2 protein-coding genes are annotated in these 3,685 nt (G+C 68.4%); one reads left to right on the forward strand and one right to left on the reverse strand.

All coding sequences use genetic code 11. The annotated features are described in order from the left end of the window. The first annotated feature begins 130 nt into the window (after positions 1–130). Positions 131–1,522, forward strand: coding sequence for a DEAD/DEAH box helicase (locus Q7P21_RS20070; RefSeq protein ID WP_304180108.1), 1,392 nt, complete (start codon positions 131–133; stop codon positions 1,520–1,522). Positions 1,523–1,591: 69 nt separating this feature from the next. On the opposite strand, the gene Q7P21_RS20075 is transcribed toward Q7P21_RS20070, so the two are convergent. Beyond that, positions 1,592–3,496, reverse strand: a complete 1,905-nt coding sequence (locus Q7P21_RS20075; RefSeq protein WP_304180111.1) for a S9 family peptidase — start codon at positions 3,494–3,496, stop codon at positions 1,592–1,594. Positions 3,497–3,685 lie beyond the last annotated feature (189 nt).

The raw sequence follows: 3,685 nt of genomic DNA on the forward strand, positions 1-3,685 counted from the left end.
AACCCGTCCGGAGGCCGGGTTCCACCTTTCAGAATTACCTCGCGTCCACTGCTGAATAACCGGCTAATGACCCGCTATGCCATTTTCCAAGCTCGGTCTGCCGGCCTCCCTGATCAACGGTGTCAAAGCGATGGGTTACGTCGACCCGACGCCGATCCAGCTGCGCGCCATCCCGGTCGTCCTCACGGGCGGCGATCTCATCGCGTCCGCCCAGACCGGCACCGGCAAGACCGCCGCCTTCGCCCTTCCCATCCTGCACCGCCTGGCCGCCGACCGCCGTCCGGCCACCCGCCGCAGCGCCCGCGTCCTGGTGCTGTCGCCCACCCGTGAGCTCGCCACCCAGATCGGCGAAAGCTTCAAGACCTATGGCAAGCACCTCGGCGTCTCCGTCGCGGTGGTGTTCGGCGGCGTGAAATATGGCGGCCAGATGCGCGCCATGGCCCCCGGCGTCGACGTGCTGGTCGCCACCCCCGGCCGCCTGATCGACCACCTGCAGGAAAAGTCCATCACGCTCCAGGGCGTGGAGATCTTCGTCCTCGACGAAGCCGACCAGATGCTGGACATGGGCTTCATCCTGCCCATCCGCCGGATCGTGAAGTTCCTGCCCAAGGAACGCCAGAACCTGTTCTTCTCGGCCACCATGCCGACCGAGATCGGCAAGCTGGCCGGCGAACTCCTCAATCCCAACCCGCTCAAGGTCTCGGTGACCCCCCAGGCGACCACCGTCGAGAAGGTCAGCCAGAAGGTCATCTTCGTCGAGAGCGCCCGCAAGCGCGCCCTGCTGAACGAGCTGTTCGCCGAGCGCGACTTCAAGCGGGTCATTGTCTTCACCCGCACCAAGCGCGGCGCCGACCGGGTCGCCAAGTCCCTGGAGCAGGCCGGCGTCGAAGCCGCCGCCATCCATGGCGACAAGAGCCAAGGCGCGCGCGAACGCGCCCTGGCCGCCTTCAAGTCCGGTGAGGTCAAGGCCCTGGTCGCCACCGACATCGCCGCGCGCGGCATCGACGTCGACGCGGTCAGCCACGTCGTCCAGTACGAGCTGCCCAATGTGCCGGAATCCTACGTCCACCGGATCGGGCGCACCGCCCGCGCCGGGGCCGGCGGCTCGGCCATCGCCTTCTGCGGCGAGGAAGAGCGCAACCTGCTGAAGGACATCCAGAAGGTCACCCGCCAGGTCATCCCCAGCGAGGACCGTCGCAATGACCGTGGCCTGTCGATGATGACCGCCCACATGCCGGCCGAGGCGACCGACCGCGCCGAGCGCGGCGAGCGCAACAGCGGCGGTGGCGGCGGACGTCGCGGCGGCGGTGGCGGCCATTCGGACCGCAAGCCGGAAGGTCGCTCCGACCTGCCCGGCGGCCTGCGCAAGCAACGCAACCGCCCGGCTCGCGCCGGCGGCGGCGGTGGCCAGGCTGCGGCCGGCCGCCCCAGCGCCTCGACCAAGCCGATCGACCAGTCCCAGTTCAAGGGCCCCGCCCGCGGCGGCGCCGAACCGGCCAAGCGCTGGAGCCCGGTCGACTAGACCTGGCCTGACCGACTGAAAATCCAGAACGCCCTCCGGTCCGCCGGGGGGCGTTTTGCGTATGAGGCTTCAGTTCGCCGGATTGTGCTTCTCGACGAAGGCCACGGCGGCGGCGAGCATGGCCTTGCGGCTGGGTTCCTTGGACAGCCAGTGGTCCTCGCCGGCCATGGTCACGAACTCCACCGGCTTGCCGGCGGCCTTCAGCGCCTTCTCCATCATCTTGCTCTGCTCGATCGGCACCACCGTGTCGTCGAGCCCGTGGATCAGCAGGATCGGCGCATCAGCCCTGGCGGCCTGCCGCACGGGCGAGATGTCGGCCAGGTTCTGGCCTGCCGAGGCGCCCGACAGGTCGCGCCAGAAGTTCACCCCCCGCATGTCGGACCCGTCGCGGACGGAATCCCAGGTGATCATGCGGCCAAAATCCCCGACCCCCGCGACCGAGACCGCGCACCGATATAGCCCATGCTGCAGGGTCACCCCGGCCAGGGCGGCATAGCCGCCATAGCTCGCGCCCACGATACAGGCCCGCTTGGGGTCGATGATCCCCTGCGCCGCCAGGGCGGCGACGCCGTCGGAGACGTCGGTCTGCATCTTGCGGCCAAGCTCGCCATAGGCGGCCTTGCGGAACGCCTCCCCATGACCCAGCGTGCCGCGATAATTGGGCTGGAACACCGCATAGCCCCGGGAGGCGAAGGCCTGGGCCCACCAGTCGAACTGCGCGCCGTCGCCCAGGACGATCGGCCCGCCGTGCGGCAGCACCACCAGGGGCAGGTTCTTCGCCGCCCCGCCCGGGGGCAAGGTCAGCGCCCCGTCCAGCTCCAGGCCGTCGGCGGCCTTGTATTGGATCATGCGCACCGGGCCGACGTCCTCGGGCTTGATCAGCGGATTCGCGTGGTCGATCCGCCGGGCCGACTTCTTGGGGATGTCCACCAGCCAGTAGGTGCCGGAATCGTCGGAGCCGTCGGTCAGCATGACCAGGTGGTCGAAGGTCTCGTCATAGGAGACCAGGGTCACGTTGAGACCGGGAAAGGCCTTGCGGCTGGCGTCCACGCGGCGTTGGAGCGCGGGATCGAACATGTGGACCGCCCCGTTCGACCCTTCGCGCCAGCCGATCAATTGGCGGCTCAGCCGTCCGCGCAGCAGTTCGACGTCGCCATGGGTCACCACCTCGCCCTCGCCGCCCTGCGAAACCTGGATTTCCCGCACCACGGTGTCCTGGTCGTTACGTTCCCGCACCAACACCGTGCCCGGCGTCCGCCCCAGACCCGCCAGGTGGACCTCCGCGTCACCGGCTTGAGCCGAACGGGTGAGGAGGGTGGGCCCGCCCCATTTTCCGGCCGCCAGCTTGAAGCCCTGGCCGCGCGCGTCAAAGGCGCCCGTCGCCAGCAGGGCGCCATCAGGGCCGATCGCCCAATCGGTGTCTCCCGCTCCGGCCGGCGCCGCCTTCTCGACCTTCCCGGTGGCCATATCCATGCGATAGAGGTCGGGCCAGATCATCCGGCTTTGATAGGTCGGGGCGATCTGCTCATAGGTGTAGTCGGCGAAATAGCCGTACCAGCGATCACCGATTTGAGCCTGGCCGTACCAGCCGAACATCGCCGGCAGATAGGTGTGGGACTCCTTCATCAGGATGTAGCTGGCCTTGGTGTTCAGATCGATATGAACCCCGCCCGTCCATTCCATCTTCTCGAAGCTGAGATCCGGGAGTTGCATGGTGGAACTGCCGAACACCACCAATTGATCGTCGCCGATCCATTGGATGTCGCGAACCTTGCTGTCGCCGACCGCGGCGACAAAGACGGGAGTCCCGTCGGTCTTGCGCACGAACAGCCTGCGGGCGTCGCCGTCACGGGCCACCAGGGCGAAGCTCTCTCCGCCGGGCGCCAAATCCACCAGGTCCACGGCGGGCAGGCGGCCGTAGACCTCCAGGGGCGGCGCCGCGCGCGCCGCCGATCCGACGGCGAACGCCGCCATCGCGCAAATCCAGAACCGCAAGCCCATCCCCCCGTCGCGTCGCGGACAACTGATCCGCGCATCCCCGGGGCGACTATTCCTCAAGCTGAGCCTTGGCTCAACCTCAAGGGGGCGTTCCACACGTGAATTACTGCCCGCCCTCGGAGATCCGCGCCACGCCGGGGGTGAAGTCGCGGAAGGCGGCGCCGA

Source organism: Phenylobacterium aquaticum (assembly GCF_947378715.1).
GTDB classification, from domain to species: domain Bacteria; phylum Pseudomonadota; class Alphaproteobacteria; order Caulobacterales; family Caulobacteraceae; genus Phenylobacterium; species Phenylobacterium aquaticum_A.